This is a genomic window from Micromonospora matsumotoense, from assembly GCF_900091525.1.
Classification (GTDB): Bacteria; Actinomycetota; Actinomycetes; order Mycobacteriales; family Micromonosporaceae; genus Micromonospora; species Micromonospora matsumotoensis.
Genome location: NZ_FMCU01000034.1, coordinates 29,581 through 45,587 on the forward strand (window position 1 = coordinate 29,581; position 16,007 = coordinate 45,587).

Below are 16,007 nucleotides of genomic sequence, written 5' to 3' on the forward strand. Positions count from 1 at the left end.
GACGCGGTGTTCGGACAGGCGAACGTCCTGGCAGCGGGCCAGGCGGCATTCCCACCCAGCGTGGAGGACTTCTACCTGCCCAGCATCCTGCCCTGGGGTGCGCACGACTCGTACTGGTTCACCAAGATCACGGCGATGGTCTGGGTCGCCGTCGGCATCCTGATCATCTTCTTCCTGGCGACCTACCGGAAGCCGCAGCTGGTCCCGACCAAGAAGCAGTGGCTCGCCGAGTCGATCTACGGCTTCGTGCGCAACAACATCGCGGTCGACATGCTCGGGCACCGGGGGGTGCGGTTCGCGCCGTACTTCACCACGCTGTTCTGCTTCGTGCTGCTGACCAACCTCTTCGCGATCGTGCCGCTGTTCCAGATCTCGCCGAACTCGCACATCGCCTTCCCGGCGATCCTCGCGGTGATCAGCTACGTGCTGTTCAACTACATCGGCATCCGGCAACACGGCTTCGTGAAATACTTCAAGAACTCTCTGGTTCCGCCGGCGCCCTGGTTCATCCTGCCGCTGCTGATCCCGATCGAGATCTTCTCGACCTTCATCGTCCGGCCGTTCTCGCTGGCCGTTCGTCTGTTCGCCAACATGTTCGCCGGGCACATGCTGCTGCTGGTCTTCACGCTCGGTGGCTTCGCGATGCTCAGCGCCAACGCCTGGCTCGCACCGGTCTCGGTGCTGTCCTGGGTGATGACCATCGCGCTCACCTTCCTCGAGTTCCTGGTCATCTGCCTGCAGGCCTACGTCTTCACCGTCCTCACCGCAAGCTACGTGCAGGGCGCGCTCGCCGACGAGCACTGATCCACCGGGCGGGGGCTCGCCAGCGAGCACTGACCAGTCGCGTACCAACAGTTGTCGTACCGCGTGAGAGTCACGCGTGATAACCAGGAGGAACCCACTAATGGACATCTACGCCGCGGTAGAGGGCAGCACCGCCGCCATCGGCTACGGCCTCGCCGCCATCGGCCCGGGCATCGGCGTCGGCCTGGTCTTCGCCGCCTACATCCAGTCGACCGCCCGCCAGCCCGAGTCGTCCCGGATGACCCTGCCGTACGTCTGGATCGGCTTCGCCGTCATCGAGGCGCTCGCGCTGCTGGGCATCGCCTTCGGCTTCATCTGGGCCGGCGACATCTGATCCAGCCCCTCTGACCGGAGGTCTCTCATGTTTCTCCTCGCCGCTGAGGGTGGTGAGTCGACGCACAACCCGATCCTCCCGATCTGGCAGGAGATCGTGGTGGGAAGCGTCGCCTTCGCCGTGCTCTGCTTCGTGCTGATGAAGTTCGTCTTCCCCCGTATGGAACAGACGTTCCAGGCTCGGGTCGACGCGATCGAGGGCGGTATCAAGCGCGCCGAGGCCGCCCAGGCCGAGGCCAACCAGCTCCTCGAGCAATACCGCGCGCAGCTCGCCGAGGCGCGCACCGACGCCGCGAAGATCCGGGACGACGCCCGGGCCGACGCGGAGGGCATCCGGCAGGACATCCTCGGCAAGGCACGTGAGGAGTCCGACCGGATCATTGCGGCCGGCAAGGAGCAACTCGCCGCCGAGCGGGCCACCATCGTGCGTGAGCTGCGCACCGAGGTCGGCACCATCGCGGTCGACCTGGCCAGCAAGATCGTCGGGGAGTCGCTGGCCGACGAGGCGCGCCGCAAGGGCACCGTGGACCGGTTCCTGAGCAACCTCGAGAGCACGGGGGCCCGCTGATGCAGGCCGCCAGCCGGGAGTCGTACGGGATCGCGGCCGAGCGCCTCGACGCGTACGTCCGCGGTGCGGAGCCGTCGGCGGTGGCCACCACCGCCGACGACATCCTCTCCGTCGCCGCCCTGTTGCGGGGCGAGCCGCGGCTGCGCCGGGCGCTGTCCGACCCGGCCCGCACCGGCGACGACCGTGCCGGGCTGCTCAACGGCATCCTGGCCGGCAAGATCGGCGCGGACGCGCTCGACCTGCTGACCGGCCTGGTCGCCGGCCGTTGGTCGACGCCGTCGGAGCTGCTCGACGGCACCGAGCGGCTCGGGGTGGAGGCGCTGCTGGCCAGCGCCGACTCCGCCGGCGACCTCGGTGAGGTCGAGGACGAGCTGTTCCGCTTCGGCCAGGTGGTCACCGGTCAGTCCGCGCTCTCCGCGGCGCTGGCCGACCCGATCGCCCCGGCCGGGCAGCGGGCCGCGTTGGCCCGGGAGCTGCTCGACGGCAAGGCCCGACCGGTCACCGTCCGCCTCGTCGAGGTGGCCCTCGGCGGGTTCGGGGGACGCTCCTTCACCGGGGCGCTCACCCGGCTGGTCGAGCTGGCCGCCGATCGGCGGGACCGCCAGGTCGCGTACGTGACCGTGGCCGCCCCGTTGAGCGAGTCCGACGAGCGACGGCTCGGTGCCCGCCTCTCCGCGATGTACGGTCGAGAGGTTTCCGTCAAGCAGACGGTCGACCCGGAGGTGCTCGGTGGGGTGAGCGTGCGGGTCGGTTCCGACCTGTACGACGGCACCGTCCTGCGCCGCCTCAACGAGACCCGCAACGCGCTCGTGAAGCGCTGACCAGCGGCCTCGCCGCCCTTTGATCGACGCCATTCGGACCGGTCGGTACTAGGTATCCCGGGCCCCTGAATTTTAAGGAAGCAGAGGATGGCCGAGCTGACCATCTCGACGGAGGAGATCCGCGGCGCCCTGGAGCGCTACGTCTCCTCCTACTCGACCGACGTCTCCCGCGAGGAGGTCGGCACCGTCGCCGACACCGGTGACGGCATCGCCCACGTCGAGGGCCTGCCCTCGACCATGACCAACGAGCTCCTGGAGTTCGAGGACGGCACGCTCGGCGTGGCGTTGAACCTCGACGTCCGGGAGATCGGTGTCGTCGTTCTCGGTGACTCCGCCAAGCTGGAGGAGGGGCAGCGCGTCAAGCGCACCGGCCGGGTGCTCTCCGTGCCGGTCGGCGACGCCTTCCTCGGCCGCGTGGTCAACGCGCTCGGCCAGCCGATCGACGGCCTCGGCGACATCGCCGACGAGGGCTTCCGCGAGCTGGAGCTCCAGGCCCCGAACGTGATGTCCCGGCAGTCGGTCGACGAGCCGCTGCAGACCGGCATCAAGGCGATCGACGCGATGACCCCGATCGGTCGGGGCCAGCGGCAGCTGATCATCGGCGACCGGAAGACCGGCAAGACCACCGTCGCGCTGGACACCATCCTCAACCAGCGGGACAACTGGCGTTCCGGCGACCCCAAGAAGCAGGTTCGCTGCATCTACGTCGCCATCGGCCAGAAGGCCTCCACGATCGCCTCGATCAAGGGCATCCTGGAGGACGCGGGCGCGCTGGAGTACACCACCATCGTGGCCTCCCCGGCGTCCGACCCGGCCGGCTTCAAGTACCTCGCCCCCTACACCGGCTCGTCCATCGGGCAGCACTGGATGTACGGCGGCAAGCACGTCCTGATCGTCTTCGACGACCTGAGCAAGCAGGCCGAGGCGTACCGGGCCGTGTCGCTGCTGCTGCGTCGCCCGCCGGGCCGTGAGGCGTACCCGGGTGACGTCTTCTACCTGCACTCCCGCCTGCTGGAGCGCTGCGCGAAGCTCTCCGACGCGCTGGGTGGCGGCTCGATGACCGGCCTGCCGATCATCGAGACGAAGGCCAACGACATCTCGGCCTTCATCCCGACCAACGTCATCTCGATCACCGACGGCCAGATCTTCCTGGAGTCCGACCTGTTCAACCAGGGCGTCCGGCCGGCCATCAACGTCGGCACCTCGGTCTCCCGGGTCGGCGGCGCCGCCCAGATGAAGCCGATGAAGAAGGTCTCCGGCTCGCTGCGGCTCAACCTGGCCCAGTTCCGTGAGCTGGAGGCGTTCGCCGCCTTCGCCTCCGACCTGGACAAGGCCTCGCAGGCCCAGCTGAACCGGGGTTCCCGGCTGGTCGAGCTGCTCAAGCAGCCGAACTACTCGCCGTACCCGGTGCAGGAGCAGGTCGTCTCGGTCTGGTCCGGCGTCGAGGGCAAGCTGGACGACGTCCCGGTCGGCGAGGTCCGTCGCTTCGAGTCGGAGTTCCTCCAGTACCTGCGGCACAAGCACGAGGGCGTGCTGGCCTCGATCGCCGGCGGCAAGTGGGGCGACGACATCGCGGCCTCGCTCGACTCGGCCATCGCCGAGTTCAAGCAGGTCTTCCTCGGCAAGGCCGACGAGCACCGGGTCAACGACGCGCCCGCCAAGCCGCTGGAGGGCGGGGCGGACCGGGAGACGGTCACCCGTTACGCCGGCGGCGACGCCGAGAAGCAGTAGGGCTGACTCATGGCGGCCCAGGTACGCGTTCTTCGTCAACGGATCCGTTCGGCGAAGGGGATGAAGAAGATCACCAAGGCGATGGAGCTCGTGGCGACGAGCCGCATCGCCAAGGCCCAGGCCCGGGTGACGGCGTCCCTGCCGTACGCCCAGGCGATCACCGGCGTGCTCACGGCGCTGGCCTCGAACGCCCGGATCGACCACCCGCTGCTCACCCCGCGCGAGCAGGTGCGGCGGGCGGGCGTCCTGCTGGTCACCTCCGACCGGGGCCTGGCCGGTGGGTACAGCTCCAACGCGATCAGGACCGCCGAGTCGCTGATCGCCCGGCTCACCGCCGACGGCAAGGAGCCGGTGCTCTACGTCATCGGGCGTAAGGGTCTGACGTTCTACCGGTTCCGCAACCGGGAGATCGCGGCGAACTGGACCGGCTTCTCGGAGCAGCCCACCTTCGCCGACGCCCGGGAGGTCGGTGAGACGCTGATCTCGGCGTTCACCGCCGGTGCGGACGACACCGACGGTGACGCCGGACCGGACGGCGTGCTCGGCATCGACGAGTTGCACATCGTCTACACCGAGTTCCACAGCCTGATGACGCAGAACCCGGTTACCAAGATCATTGGGCCGATGCAGGTCGAGGACCGGCCGCGCTCCGAGGGGCTGCTGCCGGCGTACGAGTTCGAGCCGGAGGCGGAGTCGCTGCTCGACGCGCTGTTGCCGAGGTACATCAACACGCGGATCTACGCGGCGTTGCTGGAGTCGGCGGCGAGCGAGTCGGCGGCCCGTCGGCGGGCGATGAAGAGCGCCACCGACAACGCCGAAGACATGATCGAGAAGTACACGCGTGAGATGAACTCGGCCCGCCAGGCCGGGATCACCCAGGAGATCAGTGAGATCGTCGGCGGCGCGAACGCGCTGGCCGCGTCGGGAAGTGAAGTGTGATGACTGTATCCGCAGTTGCCGGGGGACCGGCAGAGACCAGGACGGCCACCGGTCGCGTGGTTCGGGTCATCGGCCCGGTCGTCGACGCCGAGTTCCCGCGCGACGCCATGCCGGCCCTGTTCAACGCCCTGCACGTCGAGGTGAAGCTCTCCGGTGGTGAGAAGACGCTGACCCTGGAGGTCGCCCAGCACCTGGGTGACAACCTGATCCGCGCCATCTCCATGCAGCCGACCGACGGTCTGGTCCGGGGCGCCGAGGTGACCGACACCGGTTCGCCGATCACCGTACCGGTGGGCGACGCGGTCAAGGGCCACGTCTTCAACGCCATCGGCGAGTGCCTCAACCTCACCGAGGGCGAGACGCTCGACCCCGATGACCGGTGGGGCATCCACCGCAAGGCTCCGGCCTTCGCCGACCTGGAGCCGAAGACCGAGATGCTGGAGACCGGCATCAAGGTCATCGACCTGCTCGCCCCGTACGTCAAGGGCGGCAAGATCGGCCTGTTCGGCGGCGCGGGCGTGGGCAAGACGGTGCTCATCCAGGAGATGATCACCCGGGTGGCCCGGAACTTCGGTGGCACCTCGGTCTTCGCCGGCGTGGGTGAGCGCACCCGTGAGGGCAACGACCTCATCGCCGAGATGACCGAGTCGGGCGTCATCGACAAGACCGCGCTGGTCTTCGGCCAGATGGACGAGCCGCCGGGCACCCGGCTGCGGGTGGCGCTGTCCGCGCTGACCATGGCGGAGTACTTCCGCGACGTGAAGAAGCAGGAGGTGCTGCTCTTCATCGACAACATCTTCCGCTTCACCCAGGCCGGTTCCGAGGTCTCCACGCTGCTCGGCCGGATGCCGAGCGCGGTGGGTTACCAGCCGACCCTGGCCGACGAGATGGGCGAGCTCCAGGAGCGGATCACCTCCGTCCGGGGCCAGGCCATCACCTCGCTCCAGGCGATCTACGTGCCCGCCGACGACTACACCGACCCGGCGCCGGCGACCACCTTCGCCCACCTGGACGCGACCACCAACCTGGAGCGGTCGATCTCCGACAAGGGCATCTACCCGGCCGTGGACCCGCTGGCGTCCTCGTCCCGGATCCTCGCCCCGGAGTTCGTCGGCGAGGAGCACTTCACGGTGGCGACCGAGGTCAAGCGCATCCTCCAGCGCTACAAGGACCTCCAGGACATCATCGCGATCCTCGGCATCGAGGAGCTGTCCGAAGAGGACAAGCTCACCGTCGGCCGGGCCCGCCGGATCGAGCGTTTCCTCTCGCAGAACACCTACGCCGCCGAGCAGTTCACCGGCGTGCCGGGCTCGACGGTCGCGATCGCCGAGACCATCGAGGCGTTCAAGAAGATCAGCGAGGGCGAGTACGACCACTTCCCCGAGCAGGCCTTCTTCATGTGCGGTGGTCTGGAGGACCTGGAGCGCAAGGCGAAGGAGCTGATGTCGGAGGGCTGAGCCCCTCGACAGTCGTCCCACGAAGGCCACCCCGGTGCACCGGGGTGGCCTTCGGTCGTTGTCGTGGCTGGTCGCAGCCGGTGTCCGGTTGCCGGGTAAGCGGTTCCCAGGCGGGCGAGGTACCGTTTCGAGCGCGACGCCGGGAACGAGCGTCGATTCGGTGCAACTTTTCGACGGTGCGCGACCGTCTTCTGTTCGTGGACGTGACGAGTTTTCGTGACGCATCCTCGTGGCGCGACGAATGGAGCTGCTCGTGGGTAAGTCCGGCAAGGGCGGCGGCAAGTCGTCCATCTGGTCGGGGGTGCCGCGCTGGGCCCGGGTGTGCACCGTCTTCGGGGTGGTGCTGATGCTGCTCAGCGGCGCGGTCCTGGTGGGCTACGAGACCCTGCTGTCGCGTTACGAGGGCTCGGTGGGCAAGGCCGACCTCTTCGGTGACAAGGCGGCCGGGGCACAGGAGCGCAAGAGCAACGTCAAGGGGCCGCTGAACATCCTGCTCGTGGGGATCGACCCACGGGACGCGAAGACCCCGCCACTGGCCGACTCGATCATGGTGCTGCACGTGCCCGCGTCGCTGGAGCAGGCCTACATCTTCTCCATTCCGCGCGATCTCTACGTGGACATCCCCAAGTTCGACAAGGCCGGCTACCGGGGCGGCTCCGGCAAGATCAACGGAGCGATGTCGCACGGCAGCATCGTCGAGGGCAAGAACCCCAGCGCCCCGCAGGGCTTCGAACTGCTCGCCAAGACCGTGCAGAAGGCGACCGGGATCGAACGGTTCGACGCGGGCGCGATCATCAACTTCACCGGCTTCCAGAAGATCGTCGACGCGATGGGCGGCGTCGACATGTACATCGAGCGGGAGGTCAAGTCCGAGCACCGGGAGCCGAACGGCAAGCACCGCAAGGGCAACCCGTACGGCGAGGGCTACATCGGGCCGCAGGCGGTCTACAAGAAGGGCAACCAGCACCTCAGCGGCTGGCAGGCGCTGGACTACGTGCGGCAGCGCTACCCGAAGAACGGCGTCCCGGACGCCGACTACGGCCGGCAGCGGCACCAGCAGCAGTTCATCAAGGCGATGGTCACCCAGGCGTTCAGCGCCGACGTGGTGACCAACCCGATCAAGCTGGACCGGGTGATCCGGGCCGCCGGCCAGTCGCTGACCTTCAACGGCCGGGGCAGCAGCGTGGTCGACTTCGCCATCGCGCTCAAGGGCATCCGCTCGGAGAACGTCGAGCTGATCAAGCTGCCGGGGGAGGGGATCGGCACCGGCAACGGCTACCGGGGCGAGCGGTTGCTGCCCGCCGCCGACGACTTCTTCACCGCCCTCGGCAAGGAGCAGTTGGACGCCTTCCTGCTGGAGCACCCGGAGTTCCGCAACAAGACCAGGTGATCCGCCCGGTGCCGACACCACCTCCCGGCCAGCCGACACGCCGGGTGGTGGTGCACGTCTCGCCACCCGCGTTGGGGTGTCCACCGCGCTCAGACTAGACTTTCGGCAATCCGTCGCCGCAGCAAGGAGACAGCGTGGCACAGCAGCTTCACGTCGACCTCGTAGCCGTCGAGGAGAAGGTCTGGTCCGGCGAGGCCGAGATGGTCGTCGCCCGCACGACCGAGGGTGAGCTGGGTGTGCTGCCGGGGCACGCGCCGTTGCTCGGCCAGCTCGCCGAGCCCAGCCAGGTCCGGATCAAGCAGGCCGGCGGCCAGCAGGTCGCCTACGACATCACCGGCGGGTTCCTGTCGGTCGGCGCGGAGAGCGTGACAGTGCTCGCCGAGAGCGCCACCCCGGCAACTCCGGCCCGCTGAGCCCGCCCGCCGATGCAGATCGTCGAAGGGATCGGAATCGGCATCGCGGTGATTCTGGTCGCGGTCCTGATCCTCTTCGTCCGGCGCGCGTTGGTGACCCGTAGCGGTGGCATCATCCGGCTGAGCGTCCGGGTCACCACCGTCCTGGACGGCCGGGGCTGGTCCCCGGGCTTCGCGCGGTTCGTCGGCGACCAGCTCCGCTGGTACCGGATGTTCAGCTTCGCCCTGCGGCCCAAGCGGGTGCTGTCCCGCAAGGAGCTGATGGTGGAGCGACGGCGGCTCCCCGAGGGGCAGGAACGGCTCTCCATGCCGTCCGACTGGGTGATCCTCCGCTGTACCAGTCAACACGCACCGGTCGAGATCGCCATGGCCCGCTCCACGGTGACCGGTTTCTCCTCCTGGCTCGAGGCCGCCCCGCCCGGGGCGGCCTCGCCACGTATGGCGTCCCAGGACTGGCCGGCCGCCTGACCCGTGGCCTGCGGTGCCGGCCGGCACCGGGTCGGACGTGGGAGCCCCCGCCCGACCGGTGTTCCTACGGTTCCTCAGCGGCGACCAGTTCGACCTCGTAACCCTGCCCGTCGGTGAGGTAGCCGGCGTAGCTGTCCGGGCCGCCGGCGTGCGGGTGACGGTCGGCGAACAGCAGTGTCCAGCCCTGGGCCGGCGCGGCGGCCACCAGCCGGTCCACCGCGTGCGGCGGACCGGCGTGGAAGGCCAGGTGGTTGAGGCCCGGGGCGAGCCGGTCGTGGACCCGCCCGGCCAGCGCCGGGGACTCCTCCAACACCAGGTACGTCGTGCCGTGCCGCCAGGACCGGCCGGCCGGCCAGTCCTGGTACGGCGTCCAGCCGAGTGCACCGAGCAGCCAGCCCCAGCTCCGCTTCGCGGCGGCCAGGTCGGGTACCCAGACCTCGACGTGGTGCAGCCCGCCCGTGCTCAGCGCTTGCCGCCCGGCACCCATAGCACATCGCCGCCCGGATTGGCCGTTCTTGACAGGATGAACAGCAGGTCGGAGAGGCGGTTGAGATACTTGGCCGGAAGGGAGCCGGTGCGATCCGGATCGTGGGCGACCAACGCCCAGGCCGCCCGTTCGGCGCGCCGGGCGGTCGTCCGGGCCACGTGCAGCAGCGCCGCGCCCGGGGTGCCGCCGGGGAGGATGAAGGAGTCGAGCTTGCTCAGACGTCCGTTGTACTCGTCGCACCAGCCTTCGAGGCGTTCGACGTACTCCTCGGTGACCCGCAGCGGCGGGTACGCCGGCTCCGGCTCGACGGGGGTGGCCAGGTCGGCGCCGACGTCGAACATGTCGTTCTGGATCGCCTCCAGCACGGCCCGCAGCTCGTCGTCGAGCTGGCCCAGGGCGAGCGCGACGCCGATCGCGGCGTTGCACTCGTCGACATCCGCGTACGCGGCGATCCGTGGATCGGTCTTCGGCACCTGCTCGTTGTTGCTCAGCCTGGTCATGCCGGCGTCGCCGGCCTTGGTGTAGATGCGCGTGAGGTGGACGGCCATGACGCACAGCCTACGGATACCGGACCTGACGATCCCGGCACGGCCGGACCCGACCGGCTGGCCGGTGGGGGTGGGGCCGGGTGACGCCGGTGCCCCGGCGGTCGACGACATCGATGTCATCCGGGTCGGCGGGGACGCCCGGCTGGCCGGCACCGTGCACGTCGTCGGGGCGAAGAACTCGGCCCTGAAGCTGATGGCGGCGGCCCTGCTGGCACCGGGGCGGACGGTGATCACGAACGTGCCCCGGATCACCGACATCGCCATCATGGGCGAGGTGCTGCGCCGGCTGGGCTGCGTGGTGCGCTTCGAGGCGGACGACCCGGTGGACCCGATGGTCGGCTACGGCGGGCAGGCCCGGTCCCGGTCGGTTCTCATCGACGTACCTGAGCAGCCCGGTGCGGACGCCGACTACGACCTGGTCCGCCGGCTGCGGGCCTCGATCTGCGTGCTGGGCCCCCTGCTGGCCCGCCGGGGGTACGTGCGGGTGGCGCATCCGGGTGGGGACGCCATCGGCTCCCGGGGTCTGGACATGCACATCGCCGGGCTGACCCGGATGGGCGCGGACGTCTCCGGCGAGCACGGCTTCGTCATCGCCGCCGCCCCGGACGGGTTGCGGGGCGCCGAGATCGTGCTGGACTTCCCCAGCGTGGGTGCCACCGAGAACCTGGTGATGGCGGCGGTGCTGGCCCGGGGCGTCACCGTGATCGACAACGCGGCCCGGGAGCCGGAGATCGTCGACCTCTGCACCATGCTCCACCGGATGGGCGCCCGGATCTCCGGCAGTGGCAGCTCCACCCTGCGCATCGTCGGGGTGCCCGCGCTGCGCCCGGTGCGGCACGCCACGGTGGGGGACCGGATCGTGGCCGGCACCTGGGCGTTCGGCGCGGCGATGACCCGGGGGGACGTGACGGTCACCGGGATCGATCCGGCCTACCTGGAGGTCGCGCTGGACAAGCTGGTGTCGGCCGGCGCGCTGGTGGAGACCCGGGGCGACGCCTTCCGGGTACGCGCCGACGAGCGGCCCGCCGCCGTCGACGTGGTCACCCTGCCGTACCCGGGTTTCGCCACCGATCTGCTGCCGATGGCGATCGGGTTGGCGGCGGTCAGCGACGGGGCGTCGCTGATCACCGAGAACATCTTCGACGGCCGGTTCATGTTCGCCAACGAGATGACACGGCTCGGCGCGGACATCAAGACCGACGGCCACCACGCGGTGGTACGGGGTCGGGACCGGCTCTCCGGTGCCCCGGTACGCGCCACCGACATCCGGGCCGGCGCCGGGCTGATCATCGCGGGACTCTGTGCGGACGGCTTCACCGAGGTCTCGCACGTGCACCACGTGGACCGGGGCTACCCGGACTTCGTGGCCGATCTGCGGGCGCTCGGCGTGGAGGTGGAACGCGGCACCGCCCCGGAGGCCCCCGAGCTGACCATCTGACCCGCGCCAGCCGACCCTGCCCTAACCGGTCCCGCGCCAGCCGACCCTGTCCCATCTGACCCCGCGCCAGCTGACCCTGCCCCAACCCGGTCCCGCGCCAGCTGACCCGCGCTGACTTCACCGCCCGGCCTCGCCCGGCCGGGCGTCCGGGGCTTAGCGGTCGTTCAGGCTCGCCGACTAGGGTGCTGGCAGACACTCAATCGCAGCGAGGGAGAAGCAGATGGCGGGTCGACTCGCGGTCGTCGGGGCCGGGCTGATGGGTTCCGGCATCGCCCAGGTGGCAGCACAGGCGGGCTGGCAGGTGTCCCTGCGGGACGTCGACGACGCGGCCACCACCCGGGGGTTGGACGGCATCCGGAAGTCGCTGGCGAAGTTCGCCGAGAAGGGGAAGATCGACCCGTCCGAGGTCGAGGCGACCCTGGCCCGGATCACCCCGACCACCGAGCTGGAGGCGGCGGCCGACGCGGACGTGGTGGTGGAGGCGGTCTTCGAGAAGATCGAGATCAAGCACGAGGTGTTCCGCGCGCTGGACAAGATCTGCCGGGCCGACGCGGTGCTCGCGACCAACACCTCGGCCATCCCGGTGACCCAGATCGCCACGGTGACCGAGCGGCCGGAGTCGGTCGTGGGCACCCACTTCTTCTCCCCGGTGCCGATGATGAAGCTCTGCGAGCTGGTCCGCGGCTACAAGACCAGCGACGCGACCATCGCCACCGCGAAGGCGTTCGCCGAGGAGATCGGCAAGACGGTGGTGGTGGTCAACCGGGACATCGCCGGCTTCGTCACCACCCGGCTGATCTGCGCGCTGGCGATGGAGGCGGTCAAGCTGGTCGAGTCCGGGGTGATGTCGGCCGAGGACCTGGACACCGCCTGCAAGCTGGGCTTCGGTCACGCGATGGGCCCGCTGGCCACGGTCGACCTGACCGGCGTGGACGTCCTGCTGAACGCCACGAAGAACATCTACACCGACACCGCCGACGAGAAGTTCTTCCCGCCGGAGCTGCTCCAGCGGATGGCCACCGCCGGTGACCTGGGCCGCAAGACCGGCCAGGGCTTCTACTCGTACTGAGCCCGCCTGGCCTGCCCCGGTAGGTCGGTTCGCCATGTCGCCGATACTGCGGTATCCGCTGGTGGGGATACCGCAGTATCGGCACAACTGAGTCGATCATGGCCGGCCCGGGCGTGACCCGTCCGATCCGGCGTGACCCGGGCCGGGCCGGCCGGCGGGACACCGGGGCGGGGGTCAGCCGTCGCGCTTGGTGGTCCAGCGGAAGGTGGTCAGGCAGAGGGCCAGGCCGATCACGCACCACAGGGCGAGGACCAGGGCGACCCGGCCCAGCTCGAAGGAGCCGCCGGGCTCCTGGGCGCCGAAACTCTCCGGCAGGAAGACCGCGCGCAGGCCCTGGCACATCCACTTGAGCGGGAAGAGCGCAGCCACCTGCTGCATCCAGGTGGGCAGGTCGGTGAAGACGAAGAACACCCCGGAGATGAACTGGAGCACCAGGGAGACCGGGGTGACCACGGCGGAGCCGCTGCGCGCGGTGCGGGCCAGCGACGAGATGGCGATCCCGCACAGGGTGCAGGCGGTCACCCCGAGCATGGCGACCCAGCCGAAGGTGAACCACTTCGCGGCGGTGGCCGGCAGGTCGAGGTCGAACAGCGCCACGGCGACGGCCAGCAGGAGCGCGGTCTCGGCGATGCCGATCGCCACCACCATGATCACTTTGCCGGCGAACCAGACCCACTTCGGCATCGGGGTGCCCCGGTAGCGCTTGAGCACGCCCCGGTCCCGCTCGATCGGAATCCAGATGCCGAGGTTCTGGAAGCTCACCGTCATCAGGCCGGTGGCGATCATGCCGGTGATGAATACTGGGTGAACTTCACCCCGCCCCCGATCGTCCCGTCGAAGATCGACGCGAAGATCAGGATCATGATGATCGGGAAACCCATCGTGAAGACGACGGACTCCCGGCTGCGCAGGAACTGGGTGATCTCCAGCCGGCCCTGGCGCAGGGCGAGCGCGCCCGGCCCGATCCGTCGGCTGCCGGCGGCGGCAGGGGTCCCCGGCCTCGTGGTGGTCGTCATCAGTGTCCGATCATGCTCAGGTAGATGTCTTCCAGGGTCGGCCGGGTCACCGTCAGGCCGGGCACCTCGCCGCCGAAGCGCGCGGCCAACTCCGCCACCAGCGCCGTCGGCGTCGCGCTCTGCGCCGTCTCCGGTGTCCCGTCCGGGGTACGCCAGGAGACCGTCGCCAGGGCGTCCTGGCGGTTGCCGAGCAGGTTCGGTGGGGCCACCTCGATCACCCGGCCGGCGGCGATCACCCCGACCCGGTCGGCGAGCGACTCGGCCTCGTCCAGGTAGTGGGTGGTGAGCACGATGGTGGTGCCGGCGGCGGCGAGGTCCCGGATCAGCTCCCAGAATTCGCGCCGCGCCTCGGGATCGAAGCCGGTGGTGGGCTCGTCGAGGAAGAGCAGCTCGGGGCGGCCGATGATGCCCAGCGCCACGTCGAGCCGGCGTTTCTGCCCGCCGGAGAGGGTGTGCGTCCGGGCGTTGGCCTTCGCCCCCAGCCCGACCCGCTCGACGACCTTGTCCGGGTCGTCCGCGCCGGGATAGAACCCGGAGAAGTGCCGCACCACCTCGGCGACGGTCAGTTCGTCGAATTCGCCGGTGCCCTGGAGCACGATGCCGACCCGGGAACGCCAGTCGGCCGTCTGCCGTCGGGAGGTGGGTGCGGAGCCCGCCCGGGAGCCGCGCAGGCGCGACCCGAAGACCAGCCCGGGGTCGCTGCCGAGCACGTTCACCTGGCCGGCGTCGCGCTGCCGGTAGCCCTCCAGGATCTCCACCGTGGTGGTCTTGCCCGCCCCGTTCGGGCCGAGCAGGGCGAACACCTCACCCCGGTGGACGTCGAGGTCCACCCCCGCCACCGCGACATTGTCGCCGTACGCCTTGCGCAGTCCCCGTACGGAGATCGCGAGCTCGTCTTCCATGACGTCAAGTGTGCGACCAGCCCGACCAGGGCGGCGGCCGGGGGTGTGCCGGTGTCGTGCCGTGCGGGAGGACGACGACCTGGTCGGCCCGTCGGTGCTCTCCGGGTCGCGCCTGGCGGCCGTGCCGGTGGTGCTGGCCGGACCGCGCCGCCGGCCGGGGTGCCCTGCCGGTGGGGGTCGGCGGCACCATCCCCCGGGCGACGCCGACGCTCTGGGGGTCGTCGGGGTGGCCCGGGTCTTCGCACCGAGGGACCTCGCCCCCACCGGCATCGTCGACGACCTGCCGAGTGGCCGGCGGCGGCGAGGGTCAGCGTCTCTGGTAGGTCATGCAGTCGGCCAGGTCGCTGTCGGGGCCGACCGTGATCGCCGGGGCCCGGCACTCCAGTTCCGCGTTGTGCCGGCAGTCCGCCCGGCTGCACGCGCCGACCTGGGCGATGAGCCGGTCGAGACCGCCGCGTACCGGTAGCTCGACGAAGGTGTGGCAGTGGGCGTGGTCGGCGCTGCCGATCGTGATGGCGAACGCGTGACAGTCGTTCGTGTGGTTGTAGGCGCAGGACGAGGCCGCGCACTCCTGAACCCGGGGCATTTCCATCGCTGTGGTCATGACAACCTCACTTTCGGTAGATATGCCACAAACGATAGGCCGCTGGGGAGCGGGCGCGGGCCGTTCTGCCGCCGATCACCCTGTCGAGAAGCCCGGTCCCGCGTGCCCGGGCCCGCGTGCCCGGTCCCGCGTGCCCGGTCCCGCGTGCCCGGTCCCGCGTGCCCGGTCCCGCGTGCCCGGTCCCGCGTGCCCGGCCCCGCGTGCCCGGCCCCGCGTGCCCGGCCCCGCGTGCCCGGCCCCGCGTCTCGGGCGGGGTGGGCGGGCGGTGCAGGTCGTTCCCCCTGTCACCGGTGTCCCGGGTGTCCGCAGGTGTCCGACCCGGCGGAACGGGCCCGTCACGGGTGTCCCGGTGGGGGTGGTCTCCGGTGGTGTGTCCGGTGACCGACGGCACACCGACGGCGGAATCCCGGCCGGCCCGCCGTCGTTACACCCTCTGTACGACCGCAGCAGCACCCCGCCCGGCCAGCACGGAGGCGGGCAACGCCCCGGAATGATGCGGGGCCCCCGGTCGTTACCTCTGGTTCCGGCGTGAGCGGCAGGGCCCGCCGGACGGATCCCCCTCATGAGCGCCTCGTCGTGGTGCTTACGCCCCCGCCGCCGGCTACGGCCGGTGGTCCGGTCCCCCGACCGGCCGGGTGGCGTCGACCCCCTCGAAGGAGCATCCCCCATGAACACCACCATTCTGCGTAAGAGTGTTCTCGGTATCGCCGGTCTGGCCGTCGCCGGTGGTCTGGCCGCCGGCCCGCTGAATCACGGCACCCCCGACACCACCACCCTCGACGCCCGTCCCGTCGCCGCCACCGTCCAGGCCGACAAGCCGGCCGTGGACAAGGGCAAGCTGATCCCGCACGGCGTGCAGGGCGACCAGTCCCGCATCGACCTGAACGACGAGCAGACCGGCAACGTCAAGGCGATCATCGCCGCGACCAAGAAGTCGGGCCTGGACGAGCGGGCCGCCGTGGTCTCCATCGCCACCGCGTTGCAGGAGTCGAAGCTGGAGAACCTCGGCCACCTGGGTG

Annotated in this window: 16 protein-coding genes and 3 pseudogenes; 14 read left to right on the forward strand and 5 right to left on the reverse strand. The window is 70.2% G+C overall.

Annotation, left to right across the window (positions count from 1 at the left end):
- Positions 1-6: 6 nt before the first annotated feature.
- From atpB to GA0070216_RS32480, 10 genes are all read left to right on the forward strand, one after another.
- Positions 7-804 carry a F0F1 ATP synthase subunit A gene (atpB, locus tag GA0070216_RS32435; RefSeq protein ID WP_091254360.1) on the forward strand — a complete coding sequence of 266 codons (798 nt, stop codon included), beginning with the start codon at positions 7-9 and terminating at the stop codon, positions 802-804.
- A gap of 100 nt (positions 805-904) precedes the next feature.
- Positions 905-1,138: an ATP synthase F0 subunit C gene (locus GA0070216_RS32440; RefSeq protein ID WP_091254364.1), complete on the forward strand. Its 234-nt coding sequence runs from the start codon at positions 905-907 to the stop codon at positions 1,136-1,138.
- Between the two features lie 27 nt (positions 1,139-1,165).
- On the forward strand, positions 1,166-1,705 hold the full coding sequence (locus GA0070216_RS32445; RefSeq protein ID WP_091254367.1) for a F0F1 ATP synthase subunit B: 540 nt from the start codon (positions 1,166-1,168) through the stop codon (positions 1,703-1,705).
- Positions 1,705-2,526: a F0F1 ATP synthase subunit delta gene (locus tag GA0070216_RS32450; protein WP_091254372.1), complete on the forward strand. Its 822-nt coding sequence runs from the start codon at positions 1,705-1,707 to the stop codon at positions 2,524-2,526. The genes GA0070216_RS32445 and GA0070216_RS32450 overlap by 1 nt, the downstream gene beginning before the upstream one ends.
- A gap of 87 nt (positions 2,527-2,613) precedes the next feature.
- Positions 2,614-4,257, forward strand: coding sequence for a F0F1 ATP synthase subunit alpha (gene atpA, locus GA0070216_RS32455; protein WP_091254374.1), 1,644 nt, complete (start codon positions 2,614-2,616; stop codon positions 4,255-4,257).
- Between the two features lie 9 nt (positions 4,258-4,266).
- Positions 4,267-5,196, forward strand: coding sequence for a F0F1 ATP synthase subunit gamma (locus GA0070216_RS32460; protein ID WP_091254377.1), 930 nt, complete (start codon positions 4,267-4,269; stop codon positions 5,194-5,196).
- Entirely contained in the window at positions 5,196-6,653 is a 1,458-nt protein-coding gene (atpD, locus tag GA0070216_RS32465) for a F0F1 ATP synthase subunit beta (RefSeq protein ID WP_091254380.1), read from the forward strand. Before GA0070216_RS32460 ends, atpD begins: the two co-directional genes overlap by 1 nt.
- Positions 6,654-6,900: 247 nt before the next feature.
- Positions 6,901-8,043 (forward strand): LCP family protein, encoded by a 1,143-nt coding sequence (locus GA0070216_RS32470; protein WP_091254419.1) that lies wholly within the window; start codon positions 6,901-6,903, stop codon positions 8,041-8,043.
- 134 nt (positions 8,044-8,177) lie between these two features.
- Positions 8,178-8,456: a F0F1 ATP synthase subunit epsilon gene (locus GA0070216_RS32475; RefSeq protein ID WP_067312863.1), complete on the forward strand. Its 279-nt coding sequence runs from the start codon at positions 8,178-8,180 to the stop codon at positions 8,454-8,456.
- A gap of 12 nt (positions 8,457-8,468) precedes the next feature.
- The gene (locus tag GA0070216_RS32480; protein ID WP_091254385.1) at positions 8,469-8,924 is read left to right on the forward strand and encodes a DUF2550 domain-containing protein; all 456 of its coding nucleotides are present in this window, start codon (positions 8,469-8,471) and stop codon (positions 8,922-8,924) included.
- Between the two features lie 64 nt (positions 8,925-8,988).
- Here GA0070216_RS32480 and GA0070216_RS32485 read toward each other — a convergent pair whose 3' ends face one another.
- Together GA0070216_RS32485 and GA0070216_RS32490 are read right to left on the reverse strand one after the other, a co-directional pair.
- Positions 8,989-9,411, reverse strand: a complete 423-nt coding sequence (locus GA0070216_RS32485; RefSeq protein ID WP_091254389.1) for a VOC family protein — start codon at positions 9,409-9,411, stop codon at positions 8,989-8,991.
- A complete protein-coding gene (locus tag GA0070216_RS32490; protein ID WP_091254392.1) occupies positions 9,387-9,959 on the reverse strand; it encodes a cob(I)yrinic acid a,c-diamide adenosyltransferase in 573 nt (190 codons plus the stop codon). The genes GA0070216_RS32485 and GA0070216_RS32490 overlap by 25 nt, the downstream gene beginning before the upstream one ends.
- Here GA0070216_RS32490 and murA point away from each other — a divergent pair.
- Positions 9,958-11,397 carry a UDP-N-acetylglucosamine 1-carboxyvinyltransferase gene (murA, locus tag GA0070216_RS32495; RefSeq protein ID WP_091254396.1) on the forward strand — a complete coding sequence of 480 codons (1,440 nt, stop codon included), beginning with the start codon at positions 9,958-9,960 and terminating at the stop codon, positions 11,395-11,397. The genes GA0070216_RS32490 and murA overlap by 2 nt on opposite strands.
- A 220-nt stretch (positions 11,398-11,617) precedes the next feature.
- Positions 11,618-12,466, forward strand: coding sequence for a 3-hydroxyacyl-CoA dehydrogenase family protein (locus GA0070216_RS32500; RefSeq protein WP_091254400.1), 849 nt, complete (start codon positions 11,618-11,620; stop codon positions 12,464-12,466).
- Positions 12,467-12,640: 174 nt separating this feature from the next.
- Here GA0070216_RS32500 and GA0070216_RS32505 read toward each other — a convergent pair.
- Positions 12,641-13,482, reverse strand: a pseudogene (locus GA0070216_RS32505) (ABC transporter permease).
- Positions 13,482-14,384 carry an ABC transporter ATP-binding protein gene (locus tag GA0070216_RS32510; RefSeq protein ID WP_091254403.1) on the reverse strand — a complete coding sequence of 301 codons (903 nt, stop codon included), beginning with the start codon at positions 14,382-14,384 and terminating at the stop codon, positions 13,482-13,484. The pseudogene GA0070216_RS32505 and the gene GA0070216_RS32510 overlap by 1 nt, the downstream one beginning before the upstream one ends.
- A gap of 58 nt (positions 14,385-14,442) precedes the next feature.
- On the opposite strand from GA0070216_RS32510, the pseudogene GA0070216_RS35950 reads away from it, so the two are divergent.
- Positions 14,443-14,667 (forward strand): annotated as a pseudogene (locus GA0070216_RS35950) (protein meaA); the annotation flags it as partial.
- A gap of 24 nt (positions 14,668-14,691) precedes the next feature.
- Here the strand turns inward: GA0070216_RS35950 and GA0070216_RS32520 are convergent.
- On the reverse strand, positions 14,692-14,988 hold the full coding sequence (locus tag GA0070216_RS32520) for a DUF1540 domain-containing protein (RefSeq protein ID WP_091254407.1): 297 nt from the start codon (positions 14,986-14,988) through the stop codon (positions 14,692-14,694).
- A 667-nt stretch (positions 14,989-15,655) separates the two neighbouring features.
- Between GA0070216_RS32520 and GA0070216_RS32525 the strand changes: the two are divergent.
- A pseudogene (locus GA0070216_RS32525) lies at positions 15,656-16,007 on the forward strand (hypothetical protein); the annotation flags it as partial.

What these genes read in the sequence shown, in the direction of transcription:
- GA0070216_RS32440 (WP_091254364.1), top strand. Translation starts at nt 905, where the DNA reads ATGGACATCTACGCCGCGGTAGAGGGCAGCACCGCCGCCATCGGCTAC.
- GA0070216_RS32445 (WP_091254367.1), top strand. Translation starts at nt 1,166, where the DNA reads ATGTTTCTCCTCGCCGCTGAGGGTGGTGAGTCGACGCACAACCCGATC.
- GA0070216_RS32450 (WP_091254372.1), top strand. Translation starts at nt 1,705, where the DNA reads ATGCAGGCCGCCAGCCGGGAGTCGTACGGGATCGCGGCCGAGCGCCTC.
- atpA (WP_091254374.1), top strand. Translation starts at nt 2,614, where the DNA reads ATGGCCGAGCTGACCATCTCGACGGAGGAGATCCGCGGCGCCCTGGAG.
- GA0070216_RS32460 (WP_091254377.1), top strand. Translation starts at nt 4,267, where the DNA reads ATGGCGGCCCAGGTACGCGTTCTTCGTCAACGGATCCGTTCGGCGAAG.
- atpD (WP_091254380.1), top strand. Translation starts at nt 5,196, where the DNA reads ATGACTGTATCCGCAGTTGCCGGGGGACCGGCAGAGACCAGGACGGCC.
- GA0070216_RS32480 (WP_091254385.1), top strand. Translation starts at nt 8,469, where the DNA reads ATGCAGATCGTCGAAGGGATCGGAATCGGCATCGCGGTGATTCTGGTC.
- GA0070216_RS32485 (WP_091254389.1), bottom strand. Translation starts at nt 9,411, where the DNA reads ATGGGTGCCGGGCGGCAAGCGCTGAGCACGGGCGGGCTGCACCACGTC.
- murA (WP_091254396.1), top strand. Translation starts at nt 9,958, where the DNA reads ATGACGCACAGCCTACGGATACCGGACCTGACGATCCCGGCACGGCCG.
- GA0070216_RS32490 (WP_091254392.1), bottom strand. Translation starts at nt 9,959, where the DNA reads ATGGCCGTCCACCTCACGCGCATCTACACCAAGGCCGGCGACGCCGGC.
- GA0070216_RS32500 (WP_091254400.1), top strand. Translation starts at nt 11,618, where the DNA reads ATGGCGGGTCGACTCGCGGTCGTCGGGGCCGGGCTGATGGGTTCCGGC.
- GA0070216_RS32510 (WP_091254403.1), bottom strand. Translation starts at nt 14,384, where the DNA reads ATGGAAGACGAGCTCGCGATCTCCGTACGGGGACTGCGCAAGGCGTAC.
- GA0070216_RS32520 (WP_091254407.1), bottom strand. Translation starts at nt 14,988, where the DNA reads ATGACCACAGCGATGGAAATGCCCCGGGTTCAGGAGTGCGCGGCCTCG.